Here is a 1,290-nt window from a genome sequence, read left to right on the forward strand (position 1 = left end):
AGGTGGGGTGCCGGGCGCGGGAGCTGACTATCCTCGCCCGGAGACGGGGGAGCGGGACGGGGGAGGGCGCATGCCGATGTCCGAGGCGGGGGACGGCGGTCCGAGAGGGAACACGGGTCCGGCGGAGGGCGCCACGGCATCCGAGCCCGAGCCCGATCGCGTATCTGAGCCCGAGCCCGAGCCCGATCGCGAGCCCGATCGCGTATCTGAGCTTGAGCCCGAGCTCGAGCCCGTATCCGTGTCCGAGCCCGTATCCGTGTCCGAGTCCGGTGTCGCGCCGACGGTGTGGGCCGCGCGGCCGATCCTGGCATCCGCGTGCACGCTGTACACGGCGGCCGTGCTCGGTGTGGAGATCGACGGTTTCGTGGAGCTCGCTCTCCCGTCCTTCGGTCCGCCGCCCGGACCCTGGACAGTGCTGTTGATCGCGCCGATCCTGTTCTGCTGCGGGGGCCCGTTCGCCCTCATGGCGAGCCCGCTCCTGGTGCTTCCCACCGTCTCGGCGGCGCGGTGGGCGGCGACCCGGTTCACCGGCCGTGACGCGTGGTGGTGGGTGCCGGTGGTCGCGTCGGTCGTGGCCGGGGCGGGCATCGCGGTCCTCGCCGCGGCCCGGCACCCCGGCCCCGGCGCGTCGGCCCTGGGCTGGTCGGCGGCCACGGCGATGCTCACCGCCGCCGGTCTCGTGGCACGCCGCACCGCACTGCGCGGGGGCAGGGTCCGGCACGTCCTCGGCTGGGGTGTGGTGGCCGGGGCGGCCGTGTTCGCGATCGGCGCGGGAGCGTTCGCCACCGGGCTGGTCACGGAGTACCGGCCGCCACGGGCCGACGAGGCGGTGCTGTCCGGGAGCTGGACCGACGGCGAGGGCGGCACACTGCTGCTGGCCGCCGACGGTACGGCGGATGCCGAGGGGCTGACGGACCATGCCGCGGCCTACGCGGACGACGCGGAGCCCACCGCCGCGAAGTACCGCTGCTCGGGGCAGGGCACCTGGAGCTACACCGCCGGTGAATCCACCACGTGGGACCAGCGCGTACGGATCCGGATCAAGGGCTGCGACGGCCTGGACGACCCCTACGGGTGGCGGATCGGCGGTACGCCGGACCGGCTCGGACTCAGCAGCGAGTACGGCGACCCGGACACGCCGGACCGGTACGAGCTCACCCGGCGGTGACCGGCCGGACCGGCCGCGGTCGGCGCACCTGGCGGATTCGGTTCCCGGTCGCACCCCCGACGTTCGTCAGGGGTGGGGACTGCCGTTCGGCACGGGCGACGGGCGCCCGCCGCTTCTAGGTC

General features: G+C 74.9%; 1 protein-coding gene. It reads left to right on the top strand.

Annotated features, from left to right (window positions below; translation table 11 throughout):
* Positions 1–238: 238 nt before the first annotated feature.
* Positions 239–1,168, top strand: coding sequence for a hypothetical protein (locus ACFWGZ_RS41020; protein WP_382456977.1), 930 nt, complete (start codon positions 239–241; stop codon positions 1,166–1,168).
* Positions 1,169–1,290 lie beyond the last annotated feature (122 nt).

The sequence above is a fragment of the Lentzea sp. NPDC060358 genome (assembly GCF_042725365.1).
GTDB lineage: Bacteria > Actinomycetota > Actinomycetes > Mycobacteriales > Pseudonocardiaceae > Lentzea.